Here is a 14,375-nt window from a genome sequence, read left to right as displayed (position 1 = left end):
AAAGGTAGAAGTGGATTTCTATTGAAGGCTACTTGCTTTCCTGTGGGCGAGTGCCAGCAGCTTCCTCCGTGTAGGGGCTCACCTGTCTCGTTAATCCACGGGAGTCAAGAAGCCTTCCGCACCAACCCAAAAAATCTCAATCTTTTTAGCAAAGGTTTTCAAATAAAGTAAAGGAGTTCATTACCCTTTATGAAGAGGTGTTGTCACTCATCACTTCTCCACATTGAAAATAAGAGCCTATCCCCTCTAAGAATACAAATAATGGGTGATTTGATCGCTATGCTACTATGAGGTAAAGACACTTTGTAGAATGGTTGATAGCGTCACTCCTATGGGATTTAGCGGCTCATCGGACGCCCCCCTGGAAAGGACGCTGGCGGAACGAAAATCAACCTCTCGCCTTGCAAAGTTACTATTTCTACCGTTGATATCTTCTTTTTTTAACAACATAAAAAGGTGTATTCCGTCTAATAGGAATACACCTTTTATTATGATTATAGAGATTAATAATCGTTAAGTGATAGCTCACCTAGCCAATCTTCTTTAATAATCTTCCTTGCTTGTTCTTCACTTTCGGCAATAGGGAATACTTTATCAACCTGTGAAATAGCGAATAAGTTGCGAATGAAATCATCGACGACAATAATGGCGATTTTCTTATCTTTTACAGACACCTTCTTAGCAAAATWMMMGAKSMTCCCGAATCCAGTACTATCAATATTTGTTACCTTTTGCATATCGATAATGTATCCGTGTTTTGTGTCTAAGCTAAGTGTTTGCAGCTCTGACTTTATTTCTTCAATCATCCCGTATTCTAAATCGCCTGTAAACGCAATCACAATATAATCAGCCTTTGTGTCAATATTCATTGCAATTTTCTTCTGATTCATCCTATAGCGCCTCCATTTTTCTTTTCTTGTTTGGGGATTTATTCAAACTTAAATTTATTCACTTCATTTTGTAATTTATCAGCAATTGATGATAACTCATCTGAGCTTTGTGTAATTTCGGCAACAGTCGCATATTGCTCTTCTGAGGTTGCGGCAATCTCTTCTGTAGCTGCTGCCGCGTCCTCGATGATGCGAGAAATATCTTGAATGGCTTGTTGCACATCTAGGGAGTTGTCGTTAACATGTGTAAATGCCACTTTCATTTGTTCGACACCTTCTTCAGTTTCGACAACTTTCTCCACGATTTCTTTTAAGGCACTTCCGCCTTTATTGATGATCGTTACTTGCTCCTCGACAGCTAGTAAATTACTTTCCATTGTTCGTACGGTCACAGATGTTTCCGCTTGGATATCATTAATAAGATTAGTAATTTGTCCAGCTGCTAAACTTGACTGTTCAGCTAATTGACGAACCTCTGATGCAACGACAGCAAAACCTTTCCCTTGATCACCTGCTCGTGCTGCCTCGATGGCCGCATTTAGTGCTAACAGATTCGTTTGTTCTGCGATGCCAGTGATAACGGTAATAATACCACCAATTTCTTCAGAGCGCTTGCCTAATTTTTGGATAGAATCTGTTGCATAAGACAMTGTTTTCGTAACATCCCTTAGATGCATAATCGCTTCATTGATGGCTTCTTCTCCTTTACGTGCGATATGAGTGGATTCGATAGCGCTATTTAAAGTGATTTCAGCTTTTTGTAAGCTCTTTGATACTTCCTCAAGCGTTTTTTGCATCATTGAAACTATTCGTTCAGCCTGATCAGATTGAGTGGTAGTACCAACGGCGATTTCATTCATTGTTAGTGCGATCTGATTAGATGCTTCGCTTGTTTGATGTGATGATTCTGCCAAAGTGTGTGATGACTTTGCAATTTGATGTGCACTACCAGCCACAATCTTTATCGTCTCTGTTAAATGATTTTTCATACTACTAAATGCGCGTGCTAATTCAGCGATTTCATCTTTGCCTTTAGGGTTTAACAGTTTAACATTTAAATTTAGTTCTGCTAGTTCCTTGGCATTGGTACTTAGAATGTTAATAGGATTAACAATTTGCTTTTGTAAGAACCAACTAATTCCTCCAATCATTACAATGGCGATCACTAAGGAAATCGCTACATTCTCCAGTGCTGATTTTGTGGCAATGCTTATATAAGGAGCGGTAGGGACAGCGGTTGCCCATACACCGATAACCTCGCCTTGACTATTTACAATCGGATCATAGGCTGCTTGATGCAAMCTTCCTAAGACATTGGCAGAACCGATAAAGCGCTTTTTTTCTCCTAGTACAACAGTAGCAACCTCGTCAGAAACCTTTGTATTTAAAGCGCGTTCACCATTATCCACTATATTGGTACTTATACGCGTATCGTTTTGAAAGATGGATACAGCATTCCCGTTTGTGAGTTCTCCAACTTTATCAGCTACCTCAAAGTTTTCTACCATATTGATATCGCCCTTATAGAGTTGGTTGTTTTTAATGGACCATTCACCAGGATATTTAGCGTCTAAATATTCATAGCTCAACTGTATATCTGATAAAAGCTTTGTATCAGCACTTTCTAATAGATTGTTCTTGGCAACAAAAAAATTGACTCCTGCTAAAAGGGAAGTAAGTAAAATAATACAACCAAATATAAGCAGHTTCATTTTCTTTCGTATAGATAACTTCATTAAAACGCCCCCAATTTTACGTTTACTTTATAGATGAATCTTTTTGGAAATACCAACTAAAAATTTTGTTTCAGAAATATTTTCGAACCAAATATGGTCGACCATATTTTTGACAAAAAATAAACCGCGTCCACGATCAGCATAATCAAATTTGTCTAAATCGAATTGAAGAACTTTGTCCCAGTCCTTTTCGTCAATGCCTTTTGCTTCGTCAGTGACTGTTATTTTTATCTCTTCGTTTGATTGAGTTACTTGTATTTGAATCTTCTTTTGAGCGGGTGTATTAATTTTTCCCATAGCCTCTACGGCATTGATGACTAGTTCATGAACAACAAATCTTAACTCTCGTTTATAAGGTAGATTATATATCTCTGTATAATTCTCCATTACTTGATCAATAAAGGCTATAGCTTGTGTATCAGGATTTACATTGRGTGTGAATTCCATCTTCAATCACCTACCCTTTAATGTAATTGTTATTGAAACGACTGTGATGTCATCGCTGTAATCATTATCAAATAAATTGTACTTTTGAGAAAACTTTTGTAGTGCATAGCTGTTATCCTGTGAAGCATAGGCGTAGAAAAAGTCCATATCAATTGAGTTTTGCTCGTTCAATGTTAATAATCCATCCGTATAAAGAATAATACGATGCCAGCCTGATAAAGGTNNNNTTTTTTTATTTATTTGAATAGTAGGGAATAGTCCGAGGATAGGCGTATTCGCTGGGAGGAAGACTGTTTCTCCAAATTTTCCAAATAAAAAACCAGAAGGGTGAGCCGCATTCACATAGTGCAAAGTGCCGTTTTTTGTATCTAGAAGTATGTAGATTGCTGTCATTAAAAAACGGTCCATATCCTCATCAGAAAATAGCTCGTAAATTTGGCGGTTAAGTTCTTGGATTACGGCTACTGGATCAATTAACTTAGTAATCATTCCTTTTAATAATGATCTGATGGACATAGTAACGAGTGATGCAGCTATGCCATGCCCCATTGCATCGTACAGAAGAATGGCGGTTAAATGGTCATTAATCTTAAACCAGCAGTACATGTCACCTCCTAGTGTATTGGATGTTACGTAAAGACCATCAACCTGTATTTGCTCAAGATTTAATGGAGGAGATAGTGCGTTCTTTTGGAATTTTTTTGCAACAAATAAATCTTTTTGAATCATACTTTCTTGCTGCTTTCGAAGCTTGGCTTCCCTCTGATATTTTAAGGCTACTTGAATTCGAGTCTTAAAATGAGTAAAATCAAACGGCTTTAAAATAAAGTCGAAAATGCCTGCTTCAAAAACCCTATCGATTGTTATGTTTTTTTCGTAGGTAGTAGATAGAAGGATAGGGACATCTATCCAATTTTTAAGTACATGAATGTGCTGACAAATTTCCTCGCAATTGCTGAGTGTCATTTTCGTGTCAAGTACGATTAATTCTAGCTCATCTTTCAAAGCTGAATCTACTAAATAGTTCATTGCTGCTTCCGTTGTTGAAAAGCAATATATATTGGGGATGCTGATACGATGAAAATACTTTTGCAGACGTAGCACATCATTACTTACGCTGCCAATAATTAATACTGACATGCCTACTTAATTCACCGCCTTATGTATCTATAACTAAATATTTCCTGGAAGCCAACATAATGATTTCTAACCATAATTATATACTCCGTATTTACTGATAATATGAATAAATTAAAATTCTAATTTGCTATAAATTTACCAATAAATATCGCATTATACAAGGCTTTTGTGATATAAAGTAAAACTTAATCAATAGGATTTTTGACATCTTGGTTCTTGGATAGGGTTCACGGGTTATCTTTTTAACGATGTTCTTGATATATCTACATTTGATGCATGTGGAAGTAGTGAATGCTTCGTCTCTAGTCCTGATACTAGACTGTTTATTTTTAGAATGACGAAGAATTTTTATAAGACTAAAGGCCTTTTGTAGAAAATGGTAATTTTGCCCTTTTTTAAAGATGAAAGATCGCTATTTGAGATGGAAATAGGGTAAGAGAAATTAATCTAAAATAAGGATTAATATATTCGATAAAAGGTATGTCATAAAACCTTACATATATATTGCTTATTCTTCAAAATTAATGTATTTTTAGAGCAGTTATAAAAAACGTGTTAATTAAAATTACATTGGAGTGGTGAAGAATGAAACATTATACCAAAGAAGATATTATACGCCGAGTAAAGGAAGAAAATGTGAAATTTATTCGCCTACAATTTACAGATATTTTAGGGACAATCAAAAATGTGGAAGTTCCTGTCAGTCAATTAGAAAAAGCGCTAGATAATAAAGTTATGTTTGACGGCTCTTCAATCGAAGGTTTTGTGCGTATTGAAGAATCAGATATGTATTTAAAGCCAGATATCAATACCTTTGTGATTTTTCCTTGGACTGCTGAAAAGGGGAAAGTAGCACGCTTTATATGTGATATTGCAAGACCAGATGGTACACCGTTTGAAGGAGATCCACGCTCCAATTTAAAACGAGTATTGAAGGAAATGGAGGAGCTGGGCTTTACGTCGTTTAATTTAGGGCCAGAGCCTGAATTTTTCCTATTCAAGTTGGATGAAAAAGGGCATCCGACACTGGAATTAAATGATAGTGGAGGCTATTTTGATTTAGCGCCAACTGATTTGGGAGAGAACTGTCGTCGTGATATTGTTTTAGAGCTAGAGGGGATGGGCTTTGAAATTGAAGCGTCTCATCATGAAGTAGCACCAGGCCAGCATGAAATCGACTTTAAGTATGCGAGTGCTATTGAGGCATGTGACAATATCCAAACATTTAAACTGGTGGTAAAAACCATTGCTGCACAGCATGGTCTCCACGCAACATTTATGCCAAAGCCACTATTTGGGGTCAATGGCTCAGGAATGCATTTTAATCTCTCCTTATTTGAAGGTGATAAAAATGCCTTCTATGATGAACATGCAGACTTGCAATTAAGCGCAACCGCACGTAGCTTTATGGCAGGAATTATGAAGCATGTGCATGGTTTTACAGCTATCACGAATCCACTTGTCAATTCCTATAAACGATTAGTACCTGGCTATGAAGCCCCTTGCTATGTAGCATGGTCTGCTCAAAACCGCTCACCATTAATTCGCATTCCAGCAGCACGTGGGCTATCTACACGAATTGAATTGCGCTCAGTTGATCCAGCAGCAAACCCTTATTTAGCAATGGCTGTAATTCTAGCATCTGGRCTGGATGGTATACGAAAAGATTTAACACCACCAGCCGCGGTAGACCGTAATATTTATAAAATGACAGCAGCAGATCGGGAGTTGAACGGGATTGATAGTTTACCATCCTCATTAGAATTTGCGCTAATTGAATTAGAGATGGATACCATTGTTCGTGATGCATTGGGTGACCATATTTATGATAAATTTACAGCTGCCAAAGAAATTGAATGGAATAAATATCGCACACGTGTCCATAACTGGGAGCGTGAGGAATATTTAACGATGTACTAAAGGTGTTGGGGCTTTTTTAGCTCCAACTTTTTTATGTGACATGTACTTCTTTTTGCTCTATCATAAGATTAAAGGAGTGTGAACGATGACACAGATAACTCAAGTTGTGACAATTCAAAACAATGATATTGTTCAATTTGAACTTGATATTAACCGTGCTTTAGTAGATTTAAAAGGCTTTTTCATACTTGATATCAAATACAATACGCTCTTTATTGGAGAGCAGACAGTCATCCATTCTGCTTTAATTATTTATCAGCAAAACAATTACACTATTTAACAAGAGGGGTCATGTCGATGAGACGTGACTTTTTTTAATAAAAGATAAACTCGATTGTTGGAAAGGTTAATGGTAATCGGGTTTCTTCCTCCTTGGATTGTCATAAATTAATTCATCTGGATCACGGATCATTATTTTTCTCCCTAACCAGTAAGTTTCAAAGTAATGAACATCCACAACTTCATTAAGTCTTATAATAACTTCTTTAATAATCTTAATGAAATAGCTTGTTATCCTGCCGAATGTAGCGTGCCTCAAAGTTTTCTACTGCCATTTTACCACTTGATGGAAACACCTGTTTTTTTATCCAAAGCACCTTGGTATTTTACAAAAAATACCTCCTCTCTTATATTTACAGTGGGTAAATGAAAATCGATAGTTGTCGGAAATTTATATGTATTTTATATACTTTTGCTATAATAAAATTATCATGTTCATCGAACAAAGGAGGGGTTTGGTTGAAAATACGGTTAGGTCTTCTTGGCCCTTCAGACTCGATTGAATTTGTCGAAGCTGTCTTGAAAAATTGGCCAGAGTTTATATTTACCTCGATAGAATGTCTAGCACAAGAGGATTTAGATGAAAAAGTGACACCTTTATTGATGGAAGAAATGGATATGTGGCTGTGTACAGGGCCCATCACCTATAATATTGTGCAAAGTTGGAACCAACTAAAGACACCAGTTTTTTATGTTATGTATAAAGGATCATCCTTATATAAAACCGTGTTAAAGGTATTGTACGAACACAAAATCGACGTGAATGAAATTAGCTACGATGCTGGTAATAGTGATGCATGGGAGCAGGCCTTGGTGGAGGCAGGGATTGAAGTAAAGCCTAAATTTGTGGAATCGGAGACAATTTCATTAAAAGAGCTTGTGCACTATCATTTTAAGCTTTGGGAAAGTGGCCAAACAAAGGCTGCCATTACTGGTCATCCCATTCATCATGAACTACAACTGCTAGGTGTTCCAACCTATCGATTGTTCCCATCCTCGATGGCTGTAGAGGCTGTTATTACGAATATGCTACGAACATATGAAATGCTACGCTATAAGGCGACTCAAATTGCTGTACAAATAATCGAAATTGATCCATTTTTAGGAATCGCAAAAAATAACTTCTCAACAGATGAGCTGTTTAGAATGGAACTTAAGATAATGGAGCATTTGCTGACGTACACAAAAAGCATCCATGGTTCCATTAAATCTACAAGATTTGGGCGTTATGTGATTTTCACTACGAGAGGCTTAATGGAGGATATAACGAAGAATTTTAACCAAATGCCTGATATAGAAGATTTCACACCGCTAGATCAAGAGGCCATGACTTGTGGAATTGGGATTGGTCAAACGGTATATGACGCAGAAATAAACGCTGGAAATGCCTTATTGCATGCAAAGGAATGCGGTAAGGGTTCATGGATGGTTTGTTTTGATGATAAAAAAATTGCAGGACCGCTTGGAAAGCCTGAACAACTTACATACTCCTATACCTCAGAAGAATTAGAGGCTTTAAGTCAGAAAACCACCTTAAGTGTGATGACATTAAATAAGTTAAAGTCCTCATTGAAAAAATTAGCAAGTGATGAGCTGAATGCTAATGAGCTAGCAAAATATATGCAGATACCAGCTCGAAGTGCGCGCAGAATATTAACAACCCTTGAGGAAAAAGGATTTGCTGAAGTCGTTGCAGAGGAGAAACCCCATACACGCGGACGTCCACGTAAGGTTTATAAAATTTCTCCATTCTAAGGAGAGTCCATAGATATATGGACTCTCTTGTTATGCTATGAGCGAATTTTGTATTGCTTTACATCTGATGGCAGAGGGGAAGTGTATACCTCACCAGCTCGACGTTCAATTAATTCTGCCTTCGCTTGTTCAATTAATTCTGGTTGTAGAAGGACATCCAGTGCTGTAGAAGCCATAACTTTCCCTGCATGAAGCATGCCTTTATGTGCTAAGGAAGTTGTCCCTGTTGCTACGATTTGCCATGTATGAAGAGGGGTTCCAAGTGGTTCACATGCGGTCATGCATTGTGCAGTTGGGACAAGCCAGCTAACATCACCTACATCAGTAGATCCAGCCATAAATTCATCAGGCTTAAATGGATCAATAATATCCGCAATATCTTTTCCAGCTAATTGACGATTTCTTTGCACATCCACCTTTTTTTCCTCTTCCGATAGTGTTTTACGAATAGCACTAGCAAATTGTATTTCCTCATCTGAATAAGAAGGTGTACCTAATTTAATGAAATTTTCATACATAACCTGTTCTAATGTTGTATTTGGAAGCACATTAGAAAGAGCTGAAGCTAGATCTATTTCTACCTCAGTACCAGTCATCAGAGCAGCACCTCTTGCAAWTTMACAAATACGTTGGTAGATATCCTCCGTTTGAGAAACTCTTGGAGCTCTTACAAAATACAAAACTTCTGCCTCTGCTTGTACAACATTTGGAGAAAAACCACCTGTATTTGTAATGGCATAATGGACTCTTGCTTCAGGAATGATATGCTCTCGTAAATAATTTACTCCTATATTCATCAACACCACAGCATCAARAGCASTTCTCCCTAAGTRAGGGCTAGCAGCTGCATGGGCGCTTTTACCTTTAAATTTAAAGTACACTTCGTAACAAGCTAGTGTGGCAACCGACATTATATTATTCGTTGTTCCTGGATGCCAAGTCAAAGCAATATCAACATCATCAAAAACACCCTCTCTTGCCATAAAGGTCTTACCGCCACCGATTTCTTCCCCAGGACAACCGTAATAACGGACCGTTCCTTCGATATTGTTCTCTTGCATGTAATCACGTAATGCAATAGCAGCACCAAGTGAACCTGTACCTAATAAATTATGTCCACACCCATGACCGTTACCTMCTRCTTCTTGTGGATTTGVCTGCGCTATACCGCCATGTTKACTTAAACCAGTAAGCGCATCAAATTCTCCTAGAAATGCGATGACAGGATTGCCATGACCATTCTCTCCTATGAAGGCGGTTTCAATTTGGGCAACACCTTTCTCCACTTCAAAACCTTCATCCTCTAGTGCTTTGCTTAATAGTTCAGCAGATTTAAATTCTTCAAATCCTGTTTCAKSATWTYGCCAGATTTGATTACTCACTTCAATTAATTTTTMTCGTTTTTCTTMAATAATTTGTGATAGTCTACTATATTTGGTCAAATAAACTCACCCTTACCTTTCTTTTTATGCATGATCAATTAAACTACTATTCTTTGATGGAATTCTATAGAATACCGCACAGATTACCACGATGACTAAGGCGCCGATTAGGAAGAAGAAGGCTGCTTGGAATGAGCCTCCAAAACCATCAATAAGAGCACCCATGGCTGTTGGGGCAATAAAGCCAGCCATACCACTAGCGAAATACATCATGCCTAAAAAAGAGCCTATAATTTTTTGAGAAACATACTTAAGCGGAATGGCCAAAATTGCCATTGAAATGGCTGAATCCCCTATAGAGAAGATACTCTGAAAGGAAATCGCTAACTGAATACTCGATGCATTAAACATCATATAAAGGCATAGGCCTGAAACAATGGCACCAATCAATACAATTATTTTTTCTTTTCCAGCAAGTCCTTTMTCAATTAAAAATCCTGTGATAATAGCTGCGATTAATCCACAAGCCTGTGGAATCATAGCAAGTGATCAGACTTCTCGTAAATTTAAATTCCGCGTTTGTTACAAATAGGAGGGAAGCCATGACGAGAAACCCCAATGGACTGTACTTGAGCAAAAGTACATCACGACAAGCATCCATAAAAATGAACTTTTATAGAGTTCTTTCATTGGACGACCATTTGAAGTTTCTGCCACCTGTTGTTTAATAAGCTTTGGGGGATTGTAAAACTTAAACAATAAAAGAGTGACAATTAGACCAACACCACCAATAATGTAAAACATTGTGCGCCAGCCCCAAGTATCAGCAATTAAACCAGCCAAATACAAAGCAAGAACACCACCAATTAATTGAGCAGCTAGAAGCATCGATTTAGCCCGTGCACGAACATCTTTTTTGAAAATCTCCGTAATGGCAACGCCACTGCCTGTCGGTAAACCACCATCACCAAGACCAAGAATAAAACGAATAGCTAAGATTGCCATAAAAGAGCCAATCATCCCAGTCAGTAGGGAGAAGAGGGAAATCATGAAAACAGCAATAACAATTATTTTCCGTGAGCCAAACTTATCAGAGGCCCATCCTGCTAGCAATGTCATCAGTGCACTGCTTAGCCAAAAGCTACTGATGACCAACCCGCTTTGTGTCTGTGTTAAATGTAATTCTTTGCTAATGGGGATAATGGCCACATTCATACCGAACAAWGTTAATGAATCGACWAACCATGCTAGAAATAATAATGAAAAGATAAAATTTCGTTTGCCAACACTCAATTGCGTATGTAACTCACTCATTCAATTCTTCCTCCTTTTTAGGACGCTTTATTTTTATTTAAGGACAATMAAGGTCTTGTCCGTTATTATAAATACATTATTGTTATTTTTCAATATATTTTGATTTCGAGTACAATGAAATTTTGAGGAGATAGAGAAAAAAGTGTAGATGAAGGACGAAATTAAGCAAGGAGAGTAGATCATAAAAAATACTTCCCTTAAAACCTGTCCAAAGTTAGCATAAAAAGACAGGTTATACAGCGATATCTATTTTAAGATGGAATCAAGGAGTGAAAGCAATGAGTTGGATTGAGTCGATACAAAAGGCCATTAATTATATGGAGGAGCATTTATTAGAGGATATTACGATTGAACAGATTGCGCAGGAGGTTAATTCTTCTGTCTTTCACTTTCAGCGAACATTTGCCATTTTGACAGATATGTCTATTGCAGATTATCTGCGACGAAGAAGATTAACATTAGCTGCACAAGAATTGCTGGGTACTGAACAAAAAATAATCGATCTCGCCTACAAATACGGCTATGAAACTCCTGAAGCCTTTACTAAAGCGTTTCGAAAACAGCACCATGTTACGCCTAGTGAAGCAAGAAAGAAGCAAGGACCATTACAATCATATAATCGCCTGGTCATACAGGTAAGCTTGAAGGGAGCAGAACCAATGAAATATAAAATTATTGAAAAAGACAAGTTTCAAATTGTGGGTGTAAAAAGAACATACAACTGTCAAAATGGGGAGAATACAACGGAAATACCTCTATTTTGGCAAGAGGTAAACCAAAGTGGCTTTGATCACCAGCTATACCAATTAAATAATGGCACGGTCAATGGCGTATTAGGTGTTTGTGTACCAAATACTGAACAGGGACAAAAGGGCTTCATTGATTATTGGATTGCTACTGATCATGTAGGAGAAGTAGGGGAAGATCTCTTAACAATGGAAGTACCTGCATCCAAATGGGTTATCTTTGAAGTACATGGACCTATGCCTGATGCAATGCAAAATACGTGGAAACAAATTTATTCTGAGTGGTTCCCATCCAACCCATATGAACCAGCAGGAACAGCAGAGTTAGAGGTTTATCCTGAAGAGGATGCTTATAGCCCTGATTCGTATTCAGAAATTTGGATTCCAATTAAATAACAAGAAAGCCAAGGATGCTATACTAGTGTATCCTTGGCTTTTATTATTCTATTAAAAAAATTTCCCCTTTTTTTAGTTTTATTAAAGATGTAAAATATATATATGTTTAAAATAAACGGTTAAGTGGCGTTTATTAATCGTTACATAATTTCATGAGGGGGTTAAGAAATGATGAGAGGTACGATTCAAAACAAACGTGTKGAAATTTCACAAGAGGACGCACAGCAGTACTTAAAGTTGGGAAAAGTTGCGCATGTTGCAACAGTTGATGAGGAAGGTTTTCCTTATGTTATTCCGTTTGTCTATGTATATGAAGGGGAGGACAAACTATACTTGCATATTGGTAATCTTCGAGAAAGTCACTTTTGGTCAAATATCAAACAAAATCCTAAAATTTGTATAGAAGTTTGCGATATGGGTGATTTACATCCAGGCAAWWMMYMYKYMTNTCWMYCMKYRMWWGWWTAKCMAWKYRTTKTTTKGTTTGGACATATCGAAAGAATTGAAGAGGAAACGAAAAAAGAATGGTTCTTTGATGCGTTACTGGAGAAGTATGGCAAGCCTGAATGGACATTTGAAAGAGAAGGCTATCCGATTATGCCGAAAATTGAACTATTTGAAGTAATAATAGAAAAGCTGACAGGGAAAATTAATCACGGCATGTATCATTAATCAAAAAGGCTAAGTATTGGTTGGATTCTACCATGCTTAGCCTTTTCTTCTTACGATTTTGTTAAAGTGTAAAGTTGTAGAGTATCTTCAGTATTGTGCTTCTCTTGGTAAATGAAATTCAATTTTTTTAAAACCTTGATTGAATTGATATTGGCAGCGTCAACTTCTGCCACAATTGTTTCCATTTTTAAGTGCTTAAAGGCATAATCAATTAAAGCAGTTATAGCTTCTGTTGCATAGCCTTTTCCCCAATATTCCTTGCCCAAATCATAGCCAATCTCTGTTAGAGCATTGTCATAATCAAGCATATTAAAGCCACATGACCCAATGATATGATTGGATGCCTTTTCAAAAATAGAGAAGCGGATTGCCTTGTGTTGCTTAGCTAATTGTTCTAGAAGTTCAATCATTTCCAAGGCTTGCTCTTCTTGTGTAAACTGAGTAATGTTCATATACTTGGTTACATCAGGATCAGACCAAATGGTTAATAAACTTTTAGCATCAGCTTTCTCCATTTTTTGTAACCGCAATCTTTCCGTGTCGATATTTTCAATCAATACTTTTACCTCCAAAATTATGATGATGTTGGATGAAAAATATTGCTATCTGCGCATAATTCAGTCCCTTCATATGGATATAAGTTTATTATAATAGAAATGATACATACTGCAAAATACTGGAGGAAATAGCATGATAAAAGTCTCGGAAGAGCAATATCCTATCATTAAACAATTTATTTCAAGAGCCCCGACATTTGTGTATAGTATACTAGATCGAATGATAGAAGGAGCTGTCTATTCTGATACAGCTGCTTTTCAAACATTATTATTTCACACGAAATCAGGGATATACTATGTATATGGCGATGAAAATAAGACTTCGATTGATTATCAGCTTGCCTATTGTTTGCAACAGGCTATAGAACAACAGAAACGGTTTACCTTATTTTCTTATTATGAACAGTGGAATACTAAAATCGAACAATTGTTAAATAACCAGCTGAGAAAGCTAGAACGCTATACATTTACATTTGATGAAAATATTTATAATCATAGAGAGAAGCATGGGGAACGTGATTACGAAGTCAAATTTATTACTGAACCCTTGATTAAAAATTCACTGGAATTTGATCAGACATATTATGAGGAATATTGGGATTCTACCTCTAATTTCCTCAAAAATGGCTTTGGTTTTTGTTTCGTACATAAAGAACAAATCATTAGCGAAGCCGTCTCAATATTTAAATCAAATGAGTATGCAGAAATTGATATTATGACAGATTCGAATTTTAGAGGACAAGGATTAGCAAGTAGCATTGCAGAAGCATTTATAGATCATTGTCTTGTCAACCAGCTAAAGCCTTGTTGGGATTGTGATATTTCGAATACAGGATCCATTCACCTAGGCACAAAGCTTGGTTTTACGACACCACAAAAATATACTATCTATACAAAAAGTAGCCCACGCGGTTATTAAAAACATCGTGAGCTTTATCTGCTTTTAAAAGAAACGATTGCGTAATTCAAAAACTCGATAGAATAGTCTAGCGTCTCTAGCCATTTTATTTGGAGCGTTCATATGGGGACGGAGGCATTGTTGAAACAATTCATCACAGTATTTTGTGCTACCGTGGCGTTCATAGCATTCATCATGCAGTTTACAGCAAGCATCCACTMCATTTYTAGYCGTACCTGRTCC

At 37.0% G+C, this 14,375-nt stretch carries 14 protein-coding genes and 1 pseudogene (1 of these 15 cut by a window edge); 6 read left to right on the top strand and 9 right to left on the bottom strand.

From position 1 onward, the window contains the following. Window positions 1–503: 503 nt before the first annotated feature. From ACHZEU_RS07415 to ACHZEU_RS07400, 4 genes are read right to left on the bottom strand one after another with little or no spacing between them, the layout of a single operon-like run. On the bottom strand, window positions 504–890 hold the full coding sequence (locus ACHZEU_RS07415; protein ID WP_404804308.1) for an STAS domain-containing protein: 387 nt from the start codon (window positions 888–890) through the stop codon (window positions 504–506). A 38-nt stretch (window positions 891–928) separates the two neighbouring features. After that, window positions 929–2,626 (bottom strand): methyl-accepting chemotaxis protein, encoded by a 1,698-nt coding sequence (locus tag ACHZEU_RS07410; RefSeq protein WP_404804307.1) that lies wholly within the window; start codon window positions 2,624–2,626, stop codon window positions 929–931. Window positions 2,627–2,653: 27 nt separating this feature from the next. After that, the gene (locus tag ACHZEU_RS07405) at window positions 2,654–3,073 is read right to left on the bottom strand and encodes an ATP-binding protein (protein ID WP_404804306.1); all 420 of its coding nucleotides are present in this window, start codon (window positions 3,071–3,073) and stop codon (window positions 2,654–2,656) included. A gap of 6 nt (window positions 3,074–3,079) precedes the next feature. Next, window positions 3,080–4,213: a SpoIIE family protein phosphatase gene (locus ACHZEU_RS07400; RefSeq protein ID WP_404804305.1), complete on the bottom strand. Its 1,134-nt coding sequence runs from the start codon at window positions 4,211–4,213 to the stop codon at window positions 3,080–3,082. 585 nt (window positions 4,214–4,798) lie between these two features. On the opposite strand from ACHZEU_RS07400, the gene glnA reads away from it, so the two are divergent. The 3 genes from glnA to ACHZEU_RS07385 all read left to right on the top strand — a co-directional run bounded on the left by glnA (window position 4,799) and on the right by ACHZEU_RS07385 (window position 8,167). Beyond that, the gene (gene glnA, locus ACHZEU_RS07395) at window positions 4,799–6,133 is read left to right on the top strand and encodes a type I glutamate--ammonia ligase (RefSeq protein WP_048391277.1); all 1,335 of its coding nucleotides are present in this window, start codon (window positions 4,799–4,801) and stop codon (window positions 6,131–6,133) included. 85 nt (window positions 6,134–6,218) lie between these two features. Beyond that, window positions 6,219–6,413 (top strand): hypothetical protein, encoded by a 195-nt coding sequence (locus ACHZEU_RS07390; RefSeq protein WP_048391275.1) that lies wholly within the window; start codon window positions 6,219–6,221, stop codon window positions 6,411–6,413. Window positions 6,414–6,871: 458 nt separating this feature from the next. After that, window positions 6,872–8,167, top strand: a complete 1,296-nt coding sequence (locus ACHZEU_RS07385; RefSeq protein ID WP_048391274.1) for a transcriptional regulator — start codon at window positions 6,872–6,874, stop codon at window positions 8,165–8,167. Window positions 8,168–8,202: 35 nt separating this feature from the next. On the opposite strand, the gene ACHZEU_RS07380 is transcribed toward ACHZEU_RS07385, so the two are convergent. The 3 genes from ACHZEU_RS07380 to ACHZEU_RS07370 all read right to left on the bottom strand — a co-directional run bounded on the left by ACHZEU_RS07380 (window position 8,203) and on the right by ACHZEU_RS07370 (window position 10,863). Next, window positions 8,203–9,549, bottom strand: coding sequence for a M20 family metallopeptidase (locus ACHZEU_RS07380; protein WP_404804304.1), 1,347 nt, complete (start codon window positions 9,547–9,549; stop codon window positions 8,203–8,205). Between the two features lie 84 nt (window positions 9,550–9,633). Continuing rightward, window positions 9,634–10,089, bottom strand: coding sequence for an MFS transporter (locus tag ACHZEU_RS07375; protein WP_404804303.1), 456 nt, complete (start codon window positions 10,087–10,089; stop codon window positions 9,634–9,636). Between the two features lie 42 nt (window positions 10,090–10,131). Then, the gene (locus ACHZEU_RS07370) at window positions 10,132–10,863 is read right to left on the bottom strand and encodes an MFS transporter (protein ID WP_404804302.1); all 732 of its coding nucleotides are present in this window, start codon (window positions 10,861–10,863) and stop codon (window positions 10,132–10,134) included. A 278-nt stretch (window positions 10,864–11,141) separates the two neighbouring features. Here ACHZEU_RS07370 and ACHZEU_RS07365 point away from each other — a divergent pair, with 278 nt between their 5' ends. Then, window positions 11,142–12,005: an AraC family transcriptional regulator gene (locus tag ACHZEU_RS07365; RefSeq protein WP_066036610.1), complete on the top strand. Its 864-nt coding sequence runs from the start codon at window positions 11,142–11,144 to the stop codon at window positions 12,003–12,005. A 168-nt stretch (window positions 12,006–12,173) separates the two neighbouring features. Continuing rightward, window positions 12,174–12,677: pseudogene (locus tag ACHZEU_RS07360) on the top strand (pyridoxamine 5'-phosphate oxidase family protein). Between the two features lie 50 nt (window positions 12,678–12,727). Here ACHZEU_RS07360 and ACHZEU_RS07355 read toward each other — a convergent pair. After that, window positions 12,728–13,234: a GNAT family N-acetyltransferase gene (locus ACHZEU_RS07355; RefSeq protein WP_305193175.1), complete on the bottom strand. Its 507-nt coding sequence runs from the start codon at window positions 13,232–13,234 to the stop codon at window positions 12,728–12,730. A 133-nt stretch (window positions 13,235–13,367) separates the two neighbouring features. Between ACHZEU_RS07355 and ACHZEU_RS07350 the strand changes: the two genes are divergently transcribed. Next, window positions 13,368–14,153 carry a GNAT family N-acetyltransferase gene (locus ACHZEU_RS07350; protein ID WP_404804301.1) on the top strand — a complete coding sequence of 262 codons (786 nt, stop codon included), beginning with the start codon at window positions 13,368–13,370 and terminating at the stop codon, window positions 14,151–14,153. A 24-nt stretch (window positions 14,154–14,177) separates the two neighbouring features. Here ACHZEU_RS07350 and ACHZEU_RS07345 read toward each other — a convergent pair whose 3' ends face one another. Further along, window positions 14,178–14,375: the 3' portion of a Parvovirus coat protein VP1-like protein gene (locus ACHZEU_RS07345; RefSeq protein ID WP_404804300.1), read on the bottom strand. The gene runs 66 nt beyond the window's last position; the window shows 198 of its 264 coding nt (coding positions 67–264); its start codon lies beyond the right edge, outside the window; the stop codon is at window positions 14,178–14,180.

The organism is Lysinibacillus sp. S1 (assembly GCF_044986265.1).
Lineage (GTDB): Bacteria > Bacillota > Bacilli > Bacillales_A > Planococcaceae > Lysinibacillus > Lysinibacillus capsici.
Note: the sequence above shows the minus strand (reverse complement) of the source record. Positions and strands in the feature narration are given on the sequence as shown.